Below are 17,675 nucleotides of genomic sequence, written 5' to 3' on the forward strand. Positions count from 1 at the left end.
GGAACGGGGGCGGCGCGGCGGTTGTTGTGTTGGCGTGGCCGGAAAGCGGCGCGCTTCAGTGCACGGGAAAGTGCCGGCGCAGGAACTCCAGCACCGCGTCGTTGAACAGCTCTGGGCGCTCCATGCCGGCCAGGTGGCCCACGTCGGGCAGGCAGCGGTACTCGGCGCCGGCAATGCGTTGCGCCATGCGCTGCATCACCTCGGGCGCGGCGTTGGTGTCGTGCTGGCCGGCCAGCGCCAGCACCGGCACCGCGATGCGGGGCAGCGCATCGCGCTGGTTGAAGCGCACCAGCGCACCCAGCGCGGCGCGGTAGGTCGGTGCCGGCACCGCCGCCATCACCGCGGTGGCGAAGGCCACGGCCTGCGCGTCGGCATCGGGCGCGACCATGGTGCGCACCAGCCCGGCCGCCATCTGCGCCATGGTCTTGCCGGCATCCAGCGGCGCGGTGCGCGCGGCGATGAACTCGCGCTGCCACGGGCCATCGCCCTTGCCGAAGGCGGGCGAGGTGCCGGACAGCACCATGCCGTCGACCAGCGCTGGCGTGGCCGCGCTGGCCTGCTGCGCCACCATGCCGCCCATGCTGTGGCCCAGCAGCACCACGCGCCGGCCGGCGTCGCGCTCGAACAGCAGCACGGGCGTCAGCGCCTGCGCCAGTCCGTCGAAGTCATAGGGATCGATCAGGGCACTGTCGCCATAGCCCGGCATGTCCCACGCCACCGCATGGTAGCCGGCCTGCGCCAGGGCCTCGCCCTGCGCGGGCCAGGCGGCCTTGCCGCCGCCGATGCCATGCAGCATCACCACCGCCACCGGCCCGTCGCCCCAGGCCAGCGTGGCGATGCCGTTGGCGTGGCGCTGCATCGTCGCGGCGGCGCTCATGCGGCCACCTCCACCAGCGTGCCGGCCTCGACCTCGTTGCGGCCGTCGAGCGAAATCGTGCAGTGTCGCAGCGGCAGGTCGAAATGGCCCAGCGTATGCCGCCCGGCGACCTCGTTGGCGCCGGTCGAGAACAGGAAGTTGCCGGCGAACGCGCGCAGCTCGGTGCCGTTGCAATCGCGCTTGTCGTAGAACGTCATCGCGTCCCAGCGCGCCATCCGGTTCAGGCCCCAGCCCACGTGCGAGACCGCATAGGCATCGCGCGTGCCTTCGCGGTCGGCCCAGGCCTGGTAGTAGCCGCGCATCATGTCGGCGTCGACGCCCTGGCCTTCGACCGCGACGATATAGTCGTCCTCGATATGGCACACCACGGTGTCGCGCAGGTAGGTCTTGAAGGTCAGGTTGACGTCGCCCGGCGCCAGCACCAGCGTGCCGTTGACCTGGCGCCCGGCCGGGAACGCCAGGCACAGTCCGCCAGGCCAGTGCGAGACCTGGCCGTGCTTGTTGCAGAAGCCCCAGACACCGCCCACGCGCGCCTCGGCCAGGCCGATGCGCAGCTCGGTGCCGGCGGCCGAATGCACGCGCATCTCGCGCGCGCCGCGCAGGCGCTTCATCGCCGCGCGCACGGTGGTCTCCAGCGACGGATCGGGCTGGCAGCGTTCCAGGATCTCGGGGTGCTCGTTGCTGACCATCAGCATGCGCGGCACCACGCCGTCGGCGCCGCGCAGGATCTGCGGCAACTCAGGCGCATGCAGCAGGCCTTCGACGGTGCAGTCGAGCACCAGCTGACAGCGCGACAACGCCGCCAGCACCGGGGCCAGATTCTGCAAGGCATCGCTGGCACCGGTCGAGCGCACCGGCGCTGGCGCCGCAAGCGCCGGGCTCGGCACCTGGATCCGAACCGGCGTGGCGCCAAGGCCCTGCACGGCCAATTCGGCCAAGGCCACGTTGACAGGGCGGGATTGGGACTCCGTTACAATTCCCACGACATCCCCGTGCCGCAGGGCACAGAGTTCCAGCGTGCGGCGGAACGCCGCCAGCCAGCGGTGTTCGATCTGCTCGATGAGCATGCGCTTGTCTCCTGCTGCTTGTTGCTTGTTATCGGCTTCTTGTTCTATGGGGCCCGGGCCGCCCAAGCTTTGTGGAGCGGCCAGCGCCGGCGGCGCCGGACTTGAACTCGCCGCCCCTGGCGCGAATAATATATATGAAATTTCATGAACTCCAGTGGAGCCCCCATGGGCATGCCTGAGGCCCAGCCACGGATCGCCAGCGTAGCCGCCGCCCCGGACTTCGATGCGATGCACTTCCGCCGCACCCTGTCGCAGTTCGCGACCGGGGTCACGGTGATCACCACGCGCGCCAGCAACGAGTCGGTTGCGGCCGGCGCGCCGCCCTTTATCGGCATTACCGCCAGCTCGTTCAACTCGGTATCGCTGGAGCCGCCGCTGGTGCTGTGGAGCATGGCTACGCGCGCCAACAGCCTGCCGATGTTCCGCGACGGCACCCACTACATCATCAACGTGCTGTCGGCCTCGCAGCTGGACCTGTGCCAGCGCTTCGCCACGCTCAAGGGCGACCGCTTCGCCGGTGTCGACTACCGGCTCTCGGCCACCGGCCTGCCGATCCTGTCGAATGCGCTGGCCTGGTTCGAATGCCACAACCGCAGCCGCTACGACGAGGGCGACCACGTCATCTTTGTCGGCGAGGTGGAGCGCTGTGGCGTGCTCGATGGCAGGGACGGCCCGCTGATATTCCAGGGCGGCCAGTTCACCACCACTACCCCGCTCGATCTCTGACCCCCACTGAGCCATCATGGCGGACCTGCCGGCAGTGCCCTCGCCCCAAACCTTCGTCGACGGCTACCTGGCCTACCTGCTGGCCCGCGCCAGCCATCTGATCTCGGGCGAATTCCATCGCGAGGTCGAGGCCAGCGGCCTGTCGGTGCAGGAATGGCGCGTGCTGGCGACGCTGGCCGACCGCCCCGACTGCACCGTCGGCGCGCTGGCGGAAATCACGCTGACCAAGCAGCCCACGCTGACCAAGCTGGTCGACCGCATGGCGCAAGACGGCCTGGTCCGGCGCCGCGCCGGCAAGGCCGACCGCCGCCAGGCGCTGGTCTCGATCACGCCGCGCGGCCTGGCGCTGGTGCAGCCGCTGCTCGAGCGCGCCGCGCAGCACGAGCGCGCGGTGCTGGACGACTTCGGCGCCCGCCAGGGCGCGCAGCTGAAGGAAACCCTGCGCCAGCTGATCGCGCTGCACACGCAGCGCTAGGCTTGTTCAGCGACCTTCAGGATCGCCAGCGGCGAACTGTCCACCTTGATCCGCTGCAGCACGATATTCGAGCGGATATCCATCACGCCCGGTGTGCGGTACAGACGGTTCACGATGAAGTCCGAGTAGTGCTTCAGGTTGCGCGCCTGCACGCGCAGGATGTAGTTGCTGTCGCCGGTGATGATGTACGCCGACAGCACTTCCGGCCACGACTGCACCGCGGCGATGAAGGTGTCGTGCCAGCCCTCGACGTCATGGCGCATCGACACCTGCACGATCGCCTCCAGCTCCAGCCCCAGTTGCTCGGCATCGAACCAGGCGCGATAGCCGCCGATCACCCCTGACTCTTCCAGCAGCCGGACCCGGCGCAGGCACGCCGACGGCGACAGCGCCACGCCGTCGGCCAGGTCCTGGTTGCTGATGCGGCCGTTCTCCTGCAGGCAGGTCAGGATGCGCAGATCGGTGGGATCGAGGTTCATTCGAATTTCCTTCGACTATTTGGCAATTTTTCGCATTATATGCGAAAGATGGACCGGATGACGGGCCATTTAGCAAGCCTCTTGCCCCCGATTTTGACTATGATTCCCGACATCGAGGCACACAGAAACGGCGCCCGCAGACGGCGCCGCGCAACCCATGACCGCCCCCAATCCCGACCCGCGCCGACTGTGGGACATCAGCCCGCCGCTGTCGCCCGCCACGCCGGTGTGGCCCGGCGACACGCCGTTCCAGCAGCAGCCGGCCTGGCAGATCGACGCACATTGCCCGGTCAATGTCGGCCGCATCACGCTATCGCCGCACACCGGCGCGCATGCGGACGCACCGCTGCATTACACCGCCGACGGCGCCCCGATCGGCGCCGTGCCGCTGGCGCCCTACCTGGGCCGCTGCCGCGTCATCCACTGCATCGGCGCAACGCCGCTGGTGCAGCCCCATCATGTCGCGCACGCGCTCGAGGCGCTGCCGCCGCGGGTGCTGCTGCGCACCTACCGGCAGGCGCCGCAGGTGCAGTGGGACCCCGGCTTTTGCGCGGTGTCGCCGGACACCATCGCGCTGCTGGCCGCGCACGGCGTGCAGCTGGTCGGCATCGACACGCCCTCGCTCGATCCGCAGGACTCCAAGACCATGGACGCGCACAACGCGGTGCGCCGCCATGGCCTGGCAATCCTGGAAGGCATCGTGCTGGACCAGGTCGATGCCGGCGACTATGAACTGATCGCGCTGCCGCTGCGCTTCGCCGCGCTGGATGCCAGCCCGGTGCGCGCGGTGCTGCGCAGCCTCGACTGAACCTTTTCCCGACACCCGCCTGGCCTTTCTGCACGACATGACGACCATTGACCGCGAGCACTGTATCCGGCTCGACCAGCAAGACCCGCTGCGCCCGCTGCGCGACCAGTTCGCGCTGCCCCAGGGCGTGATCTACCTCGACGGCAACTCGCTCGGCGCCCGCCCGCGCGCCGCCGCCGCGCGCGCCGCCCAGGTGGTGGCCGAGGAATGGGGCGACGGCCTGATCCGCAGCTGGAACACCGCCGGCTGGTTCGACCTGCCGCAGCGCCTGGGCAACAAGCTGGCACCGCTGGTCGGCGCGGGCCACGATGAAGTGGTGGTCACCGACACCACCTCGATCAACCTGTTCAAGGTTCTGGCCGCGGCGCTGCGCGTGCAGCAGACGCGCGACCCGGCGCGCAAGGTGATCATCTCCGAGGCCAGCAACTTCCCCACGGACCTGTATATCGCCCAGGGCCTCGCCGACCTGCTGCAGCAAGGCTATTCGCTGCGGCTGGTGGACTCGCCGGCCGAGATCGACGCGGCCGTTGGCGCCGACACCGCGGTGCTGATGCTGACCCACGTCAACTACAAGACCGGCGAGATGCTCGACATGACCGGGCTGACCGAGCTGGCCCACGCGCGCGGTGCGCTGACGGTGTGGGACCTGTGCCATTCGGCCGGCGCCGTGCCGGTCGAGCTGAAGGCGGCCGGGGCCGACTACGCCATCGGCTGCACCTACAAGTACCTGAACGGCGGCCCGGGCTCGCCCGCCTTCGTCTGGGTCGCGCCCGCGCTGCGCGATGCCTTCTGGCAGCCGCTGTCGGGCTGGTGGGGCCATGCGGCGCCGTTCGCGATGGATCCGCAGTACCGCCCGGTCGAGGGCGTGCGCCGCTTCCTGTGCGGCACGCAGCCGGTCACGTCGCTGGCAATGGTCGAGTGCGGGCTGGACATCTTCGCGCAGACCAGCATGCAGGTGCTGCGCGCCAAGTCATTGCTGCTGACCGACCTGTTCATCGAACTGGTCGAAGCCCGCTGCGGCCACCACCCGCTGACGCTGGTGACCCCGCGCGAGCATGCGCGCCGCGGCAGCCAGGTGAGCCTGGAGCATCCGGACGGCTATGCCCTGGTGCAGGCCCTGATCGAGCGCGGCGTGATCGGCGATTACCGCGAGCCGCGCATCGCCCGCTTCGGCTTCACGCCGCTCTACACCAGCTTCGCCGAGGTGTGGGATGCTGTGGAAATTCTGCGCGACGTGCTGGACCGCGGCGCCTATCGCGACGCGCGCTTCCAGACGCGCGGCCAGGTGACCTGACCGGGAGCGCATCATGAGCGATTTCAAGGGATGCCCCTTCTCCGGCGCGGCGCCGGCAACCACCCCGCAAGGCGACGGCTGGCACGGCGCGCAGATGGATTTCGCCAGGGACATGAGCTATGGCGACTACCTCGGCCTGGACCAGATCCTGAGCGCGCAGCATCCGCTGTCGCCGGACCACAACGAGATGCTGTTTATCGTGCAGCACCAGACCACCGAGCTGTGGATGAAGCTGATGCTGCACGAGCTGCGCGCGGCGCGCGAGTCGGTCAGGGCCGACAGCCTGCCGCCCGCGTTCAAGATGCTGACCCGCGTGTCGCGCATCATGGACCAGCTGGTGCAGGCGTGGAACGTGCTGGCCACCATGACGCCGCCGGAGTATTCGGCGATGCGGCCCTACCTGGGCATGTCGTCGGGCTTCCAGTCCTACCAGTACCGCGAGATCGAGTTCATCCTGGGCAACAAGAACGCGGCCATGCTCAGGCCGCATGCGCACCGGCCGGAACATCTGGCGCTGGTCGAAGCCGCGCTCAAGACGCCGTCGCTGTACGACGAGGCGATCCGGCTGATGGCACGGCGCGGCTTTGCCATCGACGCGGATTGCGTCGAGCGCGACTGGACCCAGCCGACCGCGTACAACGCCTCGGTCGAGGCGGCGTGGCTGGAGGTCTATCGCAACCCCGGCGCGCACTGGGAACTCTATGAGCTGGGCGAGAAGTTCGTCGACCTGGAAGACGCATTCCGGCAATGGCGCTTCCGCCATGTGACCACGGTCGAGCGGGTCATCGGCTTCAAGCGCGGCACCGGTGGCACCGAGGGTGTCAGCTACCTGCGCAAGATGCTGGACGTGGTGCTGTTTCCGGAATTGTGGAAGTTGCGGACCGATCTTTGATCCACGCGGTCCCCGTGCGCAGGGACCGTGCTACGGCCGGCGGGCTGCCTCAGCCCGCCGGTTCGGACAATCTTGCCGCCAGCGTCTGCAGCGCCGGCGCCAGCGTCTGGTGGAACACCGCCTCGTCCACCGCCCCGTAGGAGGCGCTGCAGCTCAGCATGTGCAGCTCCTTCTCCCCCACCGGCCGAAACGCCACCGCACAGGCATGGATGGCCGGATGCCAGTCGCGGAACGATGCGGCATAGCCGCGCTGCTGCGCCTCGGCCAGCGCGGCGCGGGTGGCGGCCTCCTGCTGCTTCCATTGCTCCGGGAAGGCCTGGCTGAACTCGGCCATCACGCGCTCGCGGCGCGGCGCCGGCAAGGCGGCCAGGTAGGCCCGCCCCATCGAACTCGACACCAGCGACAGCCGCGAGCCGACCCCCAGTCCGAGCATCACGCCGGCGTCGTTGCGGATCGACTCCAGGTAGATCACCTCCATGCGCTCGCGCTTGCCGAGCGACACCGAGACCCCGTACGACTGCGCGAACGCCAGCATGTGTGGGCGCGCCAGCGACACCACGTCCGACGCCGACAGGTAGGCATAGCCCAGCGCCAGCACCCCGGCATCGAGCGCGTACTTGCCCAGGCTCTCGTCATAGCGCAGGTAGCCCAGCTGCACCAGCGTACCCGCGAGCCGGCTCACGGTGGCCTTGGGAAAGCCGGTGCGCCGCACGAATTCCTGGTTGCCCAGCATCGCCTCGCCGGTGCGGAAGCAGCGCAGCAGTTCCAGGCCGCGTGCCAGCGCGGTGACGAAGTTCGGGTCGCTGTCGCGCACGGGTGCCGCGGCAGGCTCCTGGGAAAGCGTCGGATCGGGCTGGGGGTTGGGATTGAGGTTGGCCAAGGTTCGCGGCTCCAGTCGGCGCTTGTTCGTTCATCGCACAAAGGCGCGGAGGTTCAGGGTTTTGCCTGTTGCGTGGCAAGACCATTGCGATATACTAATTCAACGGAACACAGTTCCGCAATGCGGAACATCAAGGATCCCGAAAAAATCCTCCGCACGGATCACCGACCGATCACCAAACCCGTTACGAATGACGGAATCCGCCGGCGCGGACCGTGGCACACCAGCCGCCCGCCCGGCGCTTCCCCTGCGCTACCGAAGGAGACCTGCATGGCTGCCAACGCCGAATTCCACTGGGCCGACCCCCTGCTGCTGGACCAGCAACTGAGCGCCGACGAGCGCATGGTGCGCGACGCCGCCGCGGCGTACTGCCAGGACAAGCTGATGCCGCGCGTGCTGCAGTCGTTCCGCAACGAGAAGACCGACGTCGAGATCTTCCGCGAGATGGGCGAACTCGGCCTGCTCGGCCCGACCATCCCCGAGCAATACGGCGGCCCGGGCCTGAACTATGTCAGCTACGGGCTGATCGCGCGTGAAGTCGAGCGCGTCGATTCGGGCTACCGCTCGATGATGAGCGTGCAGTCGTCGCTTGTGATGGTTCCCATCTACGAATTCGGCACCGAGGCGCAGAAGCAGAAGTACCTGCCCAAGCTGGCCACCGGCGAATGGATCGGCTGCTTCGGCCTGACCGAGCCCAACCATGGCTCCGACCCGGGCTCGATGGTCACCCGCGCCAAGAAGGTCGACGGCGGCTACGAGCTGACCGGCGCCAAGATGTGGATCACCAACTCGCCGATCGCCGACGTGTTCGTGGTCTGGGCCAAGCTGCAGGGCGATGACGGCAAGGAAGACATCCGCGGCTTCATCCTGGAAAAGGGCTGGAAGGGTCTGAGCGCCCCGGCCATCCATGGCAAGGTCGGCCTGCGCACCTCGATTACCGGCGAGATCGTGCTCGACCAGGTGTTCGTGCCGGAAGAGAACATCATGCCGGGCGTGAAGGGCCTGAAGGGTCCGTTCACCTGCCTGAACTCGGCCCGCTACGGCATCGCCTGGGGCGCGCTGGGCGCCGCCGAATTCTGCTGGCACACCGCGCGCCAGTACACCCTGGACCGCAAGCAGTTCGGCCGCCCGCTGGCCCAGACGCAGCTGGTGCAGAAGAAGCTGGCCGACATGCAGACCGAGATCACGCTGGGCCTGCAGGGCTGCCTGCGCCTGGGCCGCATGAAGGACGAAGGCACCGCGGCGGTCGAGATCACCTCGATCATGAAGCGCAACTCGTGCGGCAAGTCGCTCGACATCGCCCGCGTGGCGCGCGACATGCTGGGCGGCAACGGCATCTCGGACGAGTTCGGCGTGATCCGCCATGTGGTCAACCTTGAGGTGGTCAACACCTACGAAGGCACGCACGACATCCACGCGCTGATCCTGGGCCGCGCCCAGACCGGCCTGCAGGCCTTCTTCTGATCGCAGCATAAAAAAGCCCGGCGATGAAGCCGGGCCAAGCACACTACCAAGGAGACGACGAGGCTGCCCCCGTCGATACAACAGCTGCCTTGCACACGGCCCCGCCCTGGCGGGGCCGTGTTCATTTGTTGGGCTGGGGCGTCAGGCGCAGGTACGGACGCACGGCCTGATAGCCCTTGGGGAATTTCTCGCGCAGCACGGCTTCATCCTTCAGCGACGGCACGATGACGACGTCGTCGCCGTCCTGCCAGTTGCCCGGCGTGGCCACGCTGTGGCTGTCGGTCAGCTGCAGCGAGTCGATCACGCGCAGCACCTCGTTGAAGTTGCGCCCGGTGCTGGCCGGATAGGTGATGATCAGGCGCACCTTCTTGTTCGGGTCGATGATGAACAGCGAGCGCACCGTCAGGGTTTCGTTCGCGTTCGGGTGGATCATGTCGTAGAGCTGCGACACCTTGCGGTCGGCGTCGGCCAGGATCGGGAAGTTGACCTCGGTCGACTGGGTCTCGTTGATGTCCGCGATCCAGCCGCGGTGCGAGTCGACGGTATCCACCGACAGCGCGATCGCCTTGACGCCGCGGCGCGCGAATTCGTCCTTCAGCCGTGCGGTGAGGCCCAGTTCGGTGGTGCACACCGGGGTATAGTCGGCCGGGTGCGAGAACAGCACGCCCCAGCTGTCGCCAAGCCACGCATGGAAGCGGATGCGGCCTTCGCTGGAATCCTGCTCGAAGTCCGGCGCGATATCGCCAAGTCGCAATGCCATGTCCTGTTCTCCTGATTTCACGGTGGAACCAGAGTAACCGGATTGATATCCAACCCAAACGAATATAAAGTCACTACAAAATCACTCGTAGTCATATAGACATTCTCTGACATTCATCACGCCCGCTTTCGTGCATGCTGCCAATACTTGGGCGTCCGACCCCGCAGCAACCCTGCAGCGAACCTCGTTCCGGGTGCGTTGCCTTGAAAGGGCGACGTGTCGCCACATATGCTAAGTATCAGACCGACAAATGCCGTTAGCCTCGGAGCGTAGAAAATGTCAGAATCCGCACAAACCGAACCAACCGCCCGCAAACAGGAGAAACTGATGAGCGATGTCAAGACCGTGCTGTCCGACGCCGAGGAACTGCTGAAGCAAGCCGCCTCGACCACCGGGGAAAAGGCCGCCGAACTGCGCGAGCGTGGCATGGGCCTGCTCAAGCAAGCCAAGGAAAAGGCCCAGGACCTGCAAGACGCCGTCGTAACCAAGAGCAAGGCCGCCGCGCGCGCCACCGACGACTACGTGCACGACCACCCGTGGCGCGCCGTGGGCGTGGCGGCCGGCGTGGGCCTGCTGATCGGTCTGCTGCTCAACCGCAAGTAAGCGCTGCAAATCCGGCGCGGCACGCCAAGGCCGCGCCATCGCGGCAACTCGCCCGGCGGGTTGCCAATGGCCGGGGCGCCCGGTGTGCCGGTAACGCTGTCGCGGTTGGCCCGTCAGGGCCAACCGGTCGTTGCCGACACGACCTGGCGCCGTCATCCGGCCCCGCCAGCTGGACAGGTGCGTACGGCCATGCCGGCGCACCGCTCTTTCACGCCGGAGCCGCATGAGCGAAGCCACCCCTTCCCCCAAGTTCCTCGACGCCGTGCGCAACCTCGCCGGCTCGCTCGTGGCGATGGTGCAGACGCGCCTGGAGCTCGCCAGCGTGGAGCTGGCCGAGGAGCGCACGCGCTTGCTGAAGGTCGCCCTGCTGGCATTGTTCGGGCTGGCGTTCTTCGGGCTGGGCCTGGTCACGCTGACCGCCCTCATCGCGATCCTGTTCTGGGACACCTACCGCTGGCAGGCCCTGGGCGCGCTGACGGTGCTCTACCTGGTGCTGTGCGCCGTCTGCCTGGCGTACGCCCGCAACGTGCTGCGCAACGCGCCGCCGATGCTGGAAGCCACCCTCGCCGAAATCGACAAAGACCGGGAGATCCTGCGCCGATGAGCACACTCGACCCTGACGACGCCACGCCCGCACGCGAAGGCGGCGAATACCCGCGCGCGCCCCGGTTCACGCAGGAGGTGCGCCTGCCGCTGGCGGTGCGCAAGGAACTGCTGCTGACCCGCGCCGCCCTTGAACGCCACGATTGCCGGCAGGCGCTGCACGCGGTGCGCGGCGGCGTGCACCGCCTGGGCACCGTCAGTGCCTGGCTGCCGCGGATCGCGCGGCCGGGCTCGTGGATGAAGGTGGTCGGGTTGACCAAGGACTACCCGCTGCTCAGCACCGCGGTGACACTGGCGTTGCCGCTGGTCAAGCGCGTGCCGGTGCTGCGCCTGACCTGGAAGCTGTCCAAGCTGGGCCTGGTCGCCGGCGCGGCCTACTGGGCCTACAACACCTGGCGCGACGCCAAGGGCCAGGCGGTGCCGCCGGCCAACGTGCCGACGCCGGCCCCGGCCGGCACCCCGCCCGCCGCCGACACCGGCTTCCGCGATCCACTGATCCCCTGACCCTCCTGCCGGCTCACCCGGCCAGCGCCAGCGCCGGCCGCGCGCCGGCTTCGGGGGCGGCCGGCGCGAACGGCACCGGCGGCGCAATGTGATAGCCCTGCGCCAGGTCCACGCCCAGCTCGCGCAAGCGCGCGAGCATCGCCTCGTTCTCGACGAATTCCGCAATGGTCTGCTTGCCCATGGCGTGGCCGATGCGCTGGATCACCTCGACCATCACCAGGTTGACCGGATCGGCCAGCATGTCGCGCACGAAGCTGCCGTCGATCTTCAGGTAAGCGGCGGGCAAGTGCTTGAGGTAGGTGAACGACGACATGCCGGCGCCAAAGTCATCCAGCGCGAAGCGGCAGCCAAGCTGCTGCAGCTGCATGATGAACGCCCCGGCCTGCGCCAGGTTGGCAATGGCCGCGGTCTCGGTGATCTCGAAGCAGACGCGGTCCAGCGCGATGTCGAAGCGCAGCGCCTGCTCGCGCACGAAATCCGGGAACTGGATGTCCGCCAGCGACGCGCCTGACAGGTTGATCGCGCAGGTCGCGATCTCGGCCTGGCGCCCCGCCAGCGTGGCAAACGCGGTCTCGACCACCCAGCGGTCGATCATCGGCATCAGGTTGTAGCGCTCGCAGGCCGGCACAAACGCCATCGGCGGCACCAGCCGGCCGCGCTCGTCGACCATGCGCAGCAACAGCTCCACATGGCGCCCCGCCGCCGGCAGCGTGCCCGGCTGCACCGGCACGATCTCCTGCGAGAACAGGCAGAAGCGTCCGGCGGCCAGCGCCGCGTGCACGCGGCTGACCCACTCCATCTCGCCTTGGCGCGCCTGCACCACGCTGTCCAGCGGATGGTAGACCTGGACGCGGTTGCGCCCGCCCTCCTTGGCCACGTAGCAGGCCGCGTCGGCCGCGCTCAGCGCCTCGGCCACGCTGCCGGTGTGCCGGTCCAGCGTGACCAGGCCGATGCTGACCCCGACCGCGAAGGTGCGCTGCCGGTGCGCAAAGCGGAAGCTGGCAATGGCGTGGCGCAAGCCCTCGGCCACGCGCTCGCCGTCGGCGCTGCCGCACTGCTCGAGCAGCACGCCGAACTCGTCGCCGCCCAGCCGCGCCAGCATGTCGCTGCGGCGCAGCTGGCCGCGCATGATCTCGGCCATCTGCCGGATCAGCTCGTCGCCGGCGGCGTGGCCGCAGGTATCGTTGACCACCTTGAACTGGTCCAGGTCCAGGTACATCAAGGTATGCGGGGTGCCTTGCGCGCGCGCACGCTCGATCGCCGCGGCCAGCCGGCGCTCGAACTCGGCGCGGTTGACCAGGCCGGTCAGCGCGTCATGGCTGGCCTCGTACGCCAGGCGCGCGGCATGCGCGCGTTCCTGGCTGATGTCATGCAGCACCACCACCACGCCGATGGCCAGCGCGGCACGGTCGCGGATCAGCGCCACCGAGGGCTTGACCGCGAGCGCCTGGCCGGGCTGCCCGGCGTCGTCGCGCCGCACCAGCTGGGCCGAGCGGCTGTGCCAGCGCTGGCGCAGCGCCAGCGGGACGATATCGGGCAGCGGCGCCAGGCTGTCCTCGTCGCGCAGCACGCAGACCTCGCTCAGCGGCAGGCCCCGGGCCTCGGCTTCGCGCCATCCGGTAAGGGCTTCGGCAGCGGGGTTGAGCGACTGCACGCGGCCCCACACATCGGCGGTCACCACGGCGTCGCCGATGGCCTGCAGCGTGACCTGGGCGCGCTCCTTTTCGGCAAACAGCTGGGTCTCGTAGCGCTTGTGCTCGGAAATGTCGGTCAGCGAGCCCGCCATGCGCGCGCGCCGGCGCCCCGCGCCGCGCACCAGCCGGCCGCGCGCCCGCACCCATAGGTAATCGCCGGCCCGGTTGCGCAGGCGAAATTCGGCGTCGTAGGGCTCGCCGCTGCGCAGGTGGTGCGCCAGCTTGGCCTCGAACGCCGCCAGCTCGGACGGATGCAGCAGGCCCAGCACGGTTTCGCGCGCATGCGGCAGCTCGTCGGCGCGGTAGCCCAGCATCTGCGCGCAGCGCGGCGAGAAATACAGCTCGCCGCGGCCAAGATGCCAGTCCCACAGGCCGTCGTTGCTGCCTTCGACCGCGAGCAGCAGCTGCTCTTCACTTTGCGCCAGGGCCTCGCGCAACCGGCGCTCGCGCCGCAGCGGCCCGACCGACAGCAAGATCGCCGACATCAGCAGCGCCGCCGCCATCACCGCGCTGCCGGTGGTGAGCAGCCGCGTGACCCGGCGCGACGCCTGCCCCAAGTGGCCCGAAAAGGCGCGCTCCAGCGGCGTCAGCCGGGCGTCGATCTGCGCGATGTTGCGCAGCACCGGCGCAACGCAGGCGTCATCGCAGTCGGGCCGGGCGGCCAGGCGCCGCAGTGCCAGCGCCTGCTCATGCAAGGCAAAGATCTCGAGATCGCCCTGCGCCCACACGCGGATGGCGGCATCGACTTCATGGATCTGGCGGAAATTCCGGTACAGGCGCACCATCCGCGGGATGTCTTCGGGGTCATTGCCGCCGGCGAGCAGGCCCTCGTGCACGCGTTCCAGGTCAGGCTCGGCACGGTCCAGCTCCAGGCGCGCGCGATGGTCGCCGAACGGGATCGCGATGGACGCAAGGTAGGCGTCGAAATCCGCCGGATCGCGGTCCTCGCCGTAGCGCAGCAGGTGCAGCACGGCGTTCTTCTGGCCCTTGGACCACTGGCTCTCGCCCGCCACGAAGGCGCGCGCGGCCGACAGCAGGTCCAGGCTGGCGATGCTGAACAACGCCAGCGCGACCACCACCGGTACGAACGGCCAGATGATGCGCAGCACATGCCCGCTGGCCGGCAAGGAAACGCCTGCTCGCCGCATAGGTCTGGTTCGAGGGGCCGTGTCTCGCGGCCGTTCCGAGGGCCCGCGGTCCACACGCCGCGGTCAGACCCATTGTGCTGCGCTGGCCGGGCGTGCGTCTCTACCTCGAACTAGTTAAAGCACCCCCCACCCTCGGGGCATGCCGGACGGAAAAAATGCAAAAAGGGCCTGTGACGTGCGCCACAGGCCCTTCGTAATGCTGGTGGGTCGTGCGTGACTCGAACACGCGACCAACGGATTAAAAGAATTCAAGCCTATTCCCAACCCGTTGATTGCAAAGGATTTTTCGATGATCGCATCTGGTAGCGAATCGGATAAACCGGGGCACGTCCCCACGAATCTCCCCACGGTCGCCATGCCCGTCCCTGTCGGTCCCAATGACACGGCGGCGCAGCGCGAGTGGGAACACTTCCAGGTCGCCAAGGGTATCGAGCGCTATCGCCGGTCCCTGGTCCGCACCAAGCGCGACGGCTCGACCGTCGCCAAGGGCCTGGAAGAAACTACGCCAGGGCACAGGATTGCGACCGAACTCATCGGCCCAATGGTGGCGGCGGTACAGGAAGCACAGAAGGGCTACGCCGGGGCGCTCCAAGACCCGAAGCTCTGCAAGCTGCCGGTCGAGATGACCGTGCTGTCCATGCTCCCTGCCGAGACCATCGCGGCGTGCGCCGTCCTGACTGCCCTGGCGGTAGGAAATGAAGCATCGTACACATCGGTCCGCGTGAACTGCGCGTTGCGAATTCGCCACGAACTTGAGTACCAGGAGTGGCGCCGGGCCGAGGCCGAGAAGGAAGCCGAGCGGAAGGAATTGGGCGAGGACGGGATCAACATGTTCAAGCTCATGCTCCACCGCAACAAGGGCGAGGTGAACAAAAAGGTCTTCGACAAGTGGTCCAAGAAGGCCGGGACCCTCATCAAGCTCGAATGGACCCACGCCCAGAAGATTCAGGTGGGCGCCGCCGTCATGGACCTCCTGGTGGGGTCGAACGGCTGGTTCCAGGTCTGGCTGAAGTCCGAGGGCGGCTCCAAGCACCCGAAGACGATGTTTGGCATGACCGAGACCGCCCTCGCCCTGACGTCCGCTCTGGGCGCTCAGTGCGAACTCCAAAGGCCGTTCATGGCCCCGATGATTTGTGAACCCGCCGACTACGAGTTCATTGCCGATCAACCTGCTGATAAGTGAAGCGTTTCGCCCACATGAACACACGCAACCAAACGCCCGTGACCGTCCTGGTCGGGCCAACTGCCATCGCCGGGTCGTGGACCCACATGATCCGCGCCGACATCCCGGCCATCCGCGTAGGCGACCCGGCCTGGGTCCACGAGGCGGCCAAGGCCATCGCCCTCAGCCTCACCGAACACTTCGAATCCAAGGAACAAGCATGAAGACCAAGCAAGCAATCGCCAAGCTCATCGCCAATCGCAAGAGCGACATTCGGCCCCACGCATTCGAGACCGGGAACGGCGCCGTGATCGAGGTGGTGCTGGATGGGACCGCCTCGCGCCCGGCAAAGCTGACCTTGGACGGGGAATGGGTCTCGGTGCAGGACCTCCGAGAGCTCTCCAAGCTCGCCAAGAAGCTGGCCGAGGCCCTGGAGGCCGCCGGCGCAGACGCCGACGCCTGACCCGCCCGCATCACCGCAACACCTGGGGAGGCTCCGGCCTCCTGTAACCCGAACGACTGAGACGCTGAGATGACGAAACTGAACGGTGGATACCTCACCCTGAAGACGGACGCTGTGAAGGCCACGGAATACTCGAACGCCCACACGTCCGCCCTCGACCGCCCGATGACCGGCGCACACCTGGAAGCACTGAACTGGATTCAGAAGACTCGGTGGCGCGTCAACCGCAACGTTCTCGCAGTGGCCCTGGGCCTCAAGGAGCGAGGGTGGGCGGTCGAGGGATGGCCCTCGGCTGAAGAGATTCCGGCGCCGGTATGGCAAGGCCCCGGCGAGATGGATCGTACGACCGACGATGGCAAGGCGTTCCTCCGCGAGCGCGAAGAGGTCCACTACCAGAACGCCCGGAACGCCGGGATTCGCAAGAAACTCTGGGACATGCTCGGCATGGCCGAGGAACTTGCAACCTTCCCCGCCATCTGGTTCCCGCACTACGCGGACTTCCGGGGCCGGTTCTACCCGCGCCCCCAGGACCTCCACACGCAGGGCGACAGCCTGGTGAAGGGGCTCCTGGAGTTCTCGGAGCCGCAGGCCCTGGGCGACAACGGCCAGTACTGGACCTACGTCAACGCCGCTAACTACTACGGCGAAGACAAGCTCCCGCTGGACGACCGCGCCCGCTGGACCGCCGACCACATGATGGGCATCCTGGCCGCCGCCGAGGACCCCTTCGGGGCAGGCTTCGAGTTCTGGTCCAAGGCGGATAGCCCCTGGGAGTTCCTGGCCGCCTGCTATGAGCTCAAGCGCCTCCGGGACTGGCTGGCCGTCGGCAACCTGCCCGAGGACTTCCAATCGACCCTGGTCTGCCGCTACGACGCCACGTGCTCCGGCATCCAGCACCTCGCAGCCCTGATGAAGGACGAGGTGTCGGCCCTCCAGGTCAACGTGGTCTCCCAGGGTCCTGGCATCCGCGCCGACATCTACACGAAGGTGAAGGACGCCGTGGTCAAGCTGGTGAACCTGGACCGCGTGGACTCCCGCTTCCGGGAAGCCGCCGAGCTCTGGGTGGACCGCGTGGTCCGTGGGACCGTCAAGCGGGCCGTCATGACGACGCCCTATGGCGTCTCGGAGCGCGGCATCCTGAACCAGATCATCAACGATGGGTTCGCGGACCACGTGGAGAAGGGCAAGGCCCGCTACGCGGCGGCTGAGTACCTGACCCAGAAGATCGTCTCGGCCCTGGACGAGTCCATCGACGCCCCGCGCCGCGCCATGGCGTACTTCCGCGAGGTGGCGAAGTTCCTGGACAAGAAGGGCCTCCCCCTGGTCTGGGACACCCCGAGCGGCTTCACGGCCAAGCAGGCGTACTACAAGACGAACCAGAAGCAGGTGCGAACCCTGCACGGGGACGTCCTGATGCGCTTCGAGATGCCCGAGGCCGGCTTCGCGCCGGGCAAGCAAGTCCTGGGGGCCGCGCCCAACGTGGTCCACTCGTTCGATGCGGCTCACCTCGCGCTCGTGGCCGTCGCCATGAAGCGTGAAGGCGTCCGTGACCTCGCGTTCGTGCATGACTCCTTCGGGTGCCATGCTGGTAACAGTGACCTCCTGCTGCGGGTCACCAAGGAGCAGTTCGTCGCCATCTACAACCGGGACACCCTGGAAGAGTGGCGGCAAAGCGTCATCAAGCATTCGGGTTGCCCCGACATCCCTGAAGTACCTCCCCTCGGCTCGCTGGACGTCACCAAGGTCCTTGAGTCCGAATTCTTTTTCTCCTAACTG

At 67.8% G+C, this 17,675-nt stretch carries 19 protein-coding genes and 1 tRNA gene; 13 read left to right on the forward strand and 7 right to left on the reverse strand.

All coding sequences use genetic code 11. From position 1 onward, the window contains the following. Positions 1 to 55: 55 nt before the first annotated feature. Positions 56 to 877 (reverse strand): alpha/beta fold hydrolase, encoded by an 822-nt coding sequence (locus tag CBM2588_RS12770; RefSeq protein ID WP_115680808.1) that lies wholly within the window; start codon positions 875 to 877, stop codon positions 56 to 58. Beyond that, entirely contained in the window at positions 874 to 1,944 is a 1,071-nt protein-coding gene (locus CBM2588_RS12775; RefSeq protein ID WP_115680809.1) for a peptidase M29, read from the reverse strand. Before CBM2588_RS12775 ends, CBM2588_RS12770 begins: the two co-directional genes overlap by 4 nt. A 165-nt stretch (positions 1,945 to 2,109) precedes the next feature. On the opposite strand from CBM2588_RS12775, the gene CBM2588_RS12780 reads away from it, so the two are divergent. Both CBM2588_RS12780 and CBM2588_RS12785 read left to right on the forward strand, forming a co-directional pair. Continuing rightward, positions 2,110 to 2,670 (forward strand): flavin reductase family protein, encoded by a 561-nt coding sequence (locus tag CBM2588_RS12780; RefSeq protein WP_115680810.1) that lies wholly within the window; start codon positions 2,110 to 2,112, stop codon positions 2,668 to 2,670. A gap of 16 nt (positions 2,671 to 2,686) precedes the next feature. Continuing rightward, on the forward strand, positions 2,687 to 3,145 hold the full coding sequence (locus tag CBM2588_RS12785) for a MarR family winged helix-turn-helix transcriptional regulator (protein WP_115680811.1): 459 nt from the start codon (positions 2,687 to 2,689) through the stop codon (positions 3,143 to 3,145). Here the strand turns inward: CBM2588_RS12785 and CBM2588_RS12790 are convergent. After that, complete coding sequence (locus CBM2588_RS12790; RefSeq protein WP_115680812.1) at positions 3,142 to 3,624, reverse strand: Lrp/AsnC family transcriptional regulator; 483 nt, start codon at positions 3,622 to 3,624, stop codon at positions 3,142 to 3,144. The genes CBM2588_RS12785 and CBM2588_RS12790 overlap by 4 nt on opposite strands. Before the next feature lie 157 nt (positions 3,625 to 3,781). Between CBM2588_RS12790 and kynB the strand changes: the two genes are divergently transcribed. Genes kynB through kynA form a run of 3 tightly spaced genes read left to right on the forward strand, consistent with a single transcriptional unit; the run spans position 3,782 to position 6,618 of the window. Next, positions 3,782 to 4,432 (forward strand): arylformamidase, encoded by a 651-nt coding sequence (gene kynB / locus CBM2588_RS12795; RefSeq protein ID WP_115680813.1) that lies wholly within the window; start codon positions 3,782 to 3,784, stop codon positions 4,430 to 4,432. Positions 4,433 to 4,469: 37 nt separating this feature from the next. Next, a complete protein-coding gene (kynU, locus tag CBM2588_RS12800; RefSeq protein WP_115680814.1) occupies positions 4,470 to 5,726 on the forward strand; it encodes a kynureninase in 1,257 nt (418 codons plus the stop codon). 13 nt (positions 5,727 to 5,739) lie between these two features. Then, positions 5,740 to 6,618 (forward strand): tryptophan 2,3-dioxygenase, encoded by an 879-nt coding sequence (gene kynA, locus CBM2588_RS12805; RefSeq protein WP_115680815.1) that lies wholly within the window; start codon positions 5,740 to 5,742, stop codon positions 6,616 to 6,618. Between the two features lie 49 nt (positions 6,619 to 6,667). On the opposite strand, the gene CBM2588_RS12810 is transcribed toward kynA, so the two are convergent. After that, positions 6,668 to 7,498: an IclR family transcriptional regulator gene (locus CBM2588_RS12810; protein WP_439897433.1), complete on the reverse strand. Its 831-nt coding sequence runs from the start codon at positions 7,496 to 7,498 to the stop codon at positions 6,668 to 6,670. A gap of 270 nt (positions 7,499 to 7,768) precedes the next feature. On the opposite strand from CBM2588_RS12810, the gene CBM2588_RS12815 reads away from it, so the two are divergent. Continuing rightward, positions 7,769 to 8,962, forward strand: coding sequence for an acyl-CoA dehydrogenase (locus tag CBM2588_RS12815; protein WP_115680816.1), 1,194 nt, complete (start codon positions 7,769 to 7,771; stop codon positions 8,960 to 8,962). Positions 8,963 to 9,083: 121 nt separating this feature from the next. Here CBM2588_RS12815 and CBM2588_RS12820 read toward each other — a convergent pair whose 3' ends face one another. After that, entirely contained in the window at positions 9,084 to 9,722 is a 639-nt protein-coding gene (locus CBM2588_RS12820) for a peroxiredoxin (RefSeq protein ID WP_012353545.1), read from the reverse strand. 276 nt (positions 9,723 to 9,998) lie between these two features. On the opposite strand from CBM2588_RS12820, the gene CBM2588_RS12825 reads away from it, so the two are divergent. The 3 genes from CBM2588_RS12825 to CBM2588_RS12835 all read left to right on the forward strand — a co-directional run bounded on the left by CBM2588_RS12825 (position 9,999) and on the right by CBM2588_RS12835 (position 11,432). Further along, positions 9,999 to 10,325 (forward strand): DUF883 family protein, encoded by a 327-nt coding sequence (locus CBM2588_RS12825; protein WP_010813729.1) that lies wholly within the window; start codon positions 9,999 to 10,001, stop codon positions 10,323 to 10,325. Between the two features lie 223 nt (positions 10,326 to 10,548). Further along, on the forward strand, positions 10,549 to 10,929 hold the full coding sequence (locus CBM2588_RS12830; RefSeq protein WP_115680817.1) for a phage holin family protein: 381 nt from the start codon (positions 10,549 to 10,551) through the stop codon (positions 10,927 to 10,929). Next, positions 10,926 to 11,432: a DUF3318 domain-containing protein gene (locus CBM2588_RS12835; RefSeq protein WP_115680818.1), complete on the forward strand. Its 507-nt coding sequence runs from the start codon at positions 10,926 to 10,928 to the stop codon at positions 11,430 to 11,432. Before CBM2588_RS12830 ends, CBM2588_RS12835 begins: the two co-directional genes overlap by 4 nt. Positions 11,433 to 11,445: 13 nt before the next feature. On the opposite strand, the gene CBM2588_RS12840 is transcribed toward CBM2588_RS12835, so the two are convergent. Both CBM2588_RS12840 and CBM2588_RS12845 read right to left on the reverse strand, forming a co-directional pair. After that, the gene (locus CBM2588_RS12840; RefSeq protein WP_172583586.1) at positions 11,446 to 14,253 is read right to left on the reverse strand and encodes an EAL domain-containing protein; all 2,808 of its coding nucleotides are present in this window, start codon (positions 14,251 to 14,253) and stop codon (positions 11,446 to 11,448) included. A gap of 221 nt (positions 14,254 to 14,474) precedes the next feature. Further along, positions 14,475 to 14,619, reverse strand: a tRNA-OTHER gene (locus CBM2588_RS12845). Between the two features lie 10 nt (positions 14,620 to 14,629). Between CBM2588_RS12845 and CBM2588_RS12850 the strand changes: the two genes are divergently transcribed. From CBM2588_RS12850 to CBM2588_RS12865, 4 genes are all read left to right on the forward strand, one after another. Further along, complete coding sequence (locus CBM2588_RS12850) at positions 14,630 to 15,457, forward strand: hypothetical protein (RefSeq protein ID WP_150124168.1); 828 nt, start codon at positions 14,630 to 14,632, stop codon at positions 15,455 to 15,457. A 14-nt stretch (positions 15,458 to 15,471) separates the two neighbouring features. Next, a complete protein-coding gene (locus CBM2588_RS12855; RefSeq protein WP_115680820.1) occupies positions 15,472 to 15,660 on the forward strand; it encodes a hypothetical protein in 189 nt (62 codons plus the stop codon). Next, positions 15,657 to 15,899, forward strand: coding sequence for a hypothetical protein (locus CBM2588_RS12860; RefSeq protein ID WP_115680821.1), 243 nt, complete (start codon positions 15,657 to 15,659; stop codon positions 15,897 to 15,899). The genes CBM2588_RS12855 and CBM2588_RS12860 overlap by 4 nt, the downstream gene beginning before the upstream one ends. A 69-nt stretch (positions 15,900 to 15,968) precedes the next feature. Further along, positions 15,969 to 17,672, forward strand: a complete 1,704-nt coding sequence (locus CBM2588_RS12865; protein WP_115680822.1) for a DNA-directed RNA polymerase — start codon at positions 15,969 to 15,971, stop codon at positions 17,670 to 17,672. Positions 17,673 to 17,675: the final 3 nt, after the last annotated feature.

It is taken from the genome of Cupriavidus taiwanensis, assembly GCF_900250075.1.
In the GTDB taxonomy this organism is placed as follows: Bacteria; Pseudomonadota; Gammaproteobacteria; order Burkholderiales; family Burkholderiaceae; genus Cupriavidus; species Cupriavidus taiwanensis_C.

Excerpts from the sequence above, each read along its gene's own strand:
- CBM2588_RS12820 (WP_012353545.1), bottom strand. The coding sequence starts at position 9,722 with ATGGCATTGCGACTTGGCGATATCGCGCCGGACTTCGAGCAGGATTCC.
- kynB (WP_115680813.1), top strand. The coding sequence starts at position 3,782 with ATGACCGCCCCCAATCCCGACCCGCGCCGACTGTGGGACATCAGCCCG.
- CBM2588_RS12855 (WP_115680820.1), top strand. The coding sequence starts at position 15,472 with ATGAACACACGCAACCAAACGCCCGTGACCGTCCTGGTCGGGCCAACT.
- kynU (WP_115680814.1), top strand. The coding sequence starts at position 4,470 with ATGACGACCATTGACCGCGAGCACTGTATCCGGCTCGACCAGCAAGAC.
- CBM2588_RS12835 (WP_115680818.1), top strand. The coding sequence starts at position 10,926 with ATGAGCACACTCGACCCTGACGACGCCACGCCCGCACGCGAAGGCGGC.
- CBM2588_RS12860 (WP_115680821.1), top strand. The coding sequence starts at position 15,657 with ATGAAGACCAAGCAAGCAATCGCCAAGCTCATCGCCAATCGCAAGAGC.
- CBM2588_RS12865 (WP_115680822.1), top strand. The coding sequence starts at position 15,969 with ATGACGAAACTGAACGGTGGATACCTCACCCTGAAGACGGACGCTGTG.
- CBM2588_RS12780 (WP_115680810.1), top strand. The coding sequence starts at position 2,110 with ATGGGCATGCCTGAGGCCCAGCCACGGATCGCCAGCGTAGCCGCCGCC.
- CBM2588_RS12785 (WP_115680811.1), top strand. The coding sequence starts at position 2,687 with ATGGCGGACCTGCCGGCAGTGCCCTCGCCCCAAACCTTCGTCGACGGC.
- CBM2588_RS12775 (WP_115680809.1), bottom strand. The coding sequence starts at position 1,944 with ATGCTCATCGAGCAGATCGAACACCGCTGGCTGGCGGCGTTCCGCCGC.
- CBM2588_RS12770 (WP_115680808.1), bottom strand. The coding sequence starts at position 877 with ATGAGCGCCGCCGCGACGATGCAGCGCCACGCCAACGGCATCGCCACG.
- CBM2588_RS12825 (WP_010813729.1), top strand. The coding sequence starts at position 9,999 with ATGTCAGAATCCGCACAAACCGAACCAACCGCCCGCAAACAGGAGAAA.
- CBM2588_RS12790 (WP_115680812.1), bottom strand. The coding sequence starts at position 3,624 with ATGAACCTCGATCCCACCGATCTGCGCATCCTGACCTGCCTGCAGGAG.
- kynA (WP_115680815.1), top strand. The coding sequence starts at position 5,740 with ATGAGCGATTTCAAGGGATGCCCCTTCTCCGGCGCGGCGCCGGCAACC.
- CBM2588_RS12815 (WP_115680816.1), top strand. The coding sequence starts at position 7,769 with ATGGCTGCCAACGCCGAATTCCACTGGGCCGACCCCCTGCTGCTGGAC.
- CBM2588_RS12830 (WP_115680817.1), top strand. The coding sequence starts at position 10,549 with ATGAGCGAAGCCACCCCTTCCCCCAAGTTCCTCGACGCCGTGCGCAAC.
- CBM2588_RS12850 (WP_150124168.1), top strand. The coding sequence starts at position 14,630 with ATGCCCGTCCCTGTCGGTCCCAATGACACGGCGGCGCAGCGCGAGTGG.